The organism is Halomonas sp. ND22Bw, assembly GCF_003011945.1.
Classification (GTDB): Bacteria; Pseudomonadota; Gammaproteobacteria; order Pseudomonadales; family Halomonadaceae; genus Halomonas; species Halomonas halophila.
In genome coordinates this window covers 1-270 of sequence record NZ_PXWD01000928.1, presented here as the reverse complement: position 1 = coordinate 270, position 270 = coordinate 1, and the positions used below count along the sequence as shown (strand labels likewise).

1 pseudogene is annotated in these 270 nt (G+C 68.1%); it reads left to right on the top strand.

The features are described 5' to 3' along the window. Window positions 1-270: pseudogene (locus CVH10_RS20870) on the top strand (potassium-transporting ATPase subunit B); the annotation flags it as partial.

Genomic DNA, 270 nt, shown 5'->3' with positions numbered 1-270 from the left:
GCGACCTCGCCGCCGGCGCGGACGGCCTCGCCTTCTCGGGCCAGATCATCCTCTGGCTCTGGTTCACCCTGATCTTCGCCAACTTCGCCGAGGCCCTGGCGGAGGGGCGCGGCAAGGCGCAGGCGGCGAGCCTGCGAAAGGTGAAGCAGGACACCACAGCACATCGGATCACGATGAGCGGTGCGATCGAATCGGTTTCCGGCACCGAACTGGTGGTCGGCGATCGGGTGATAGTGGTTGCCGGCGAGGTCATCCCCGGCGACGGCGACG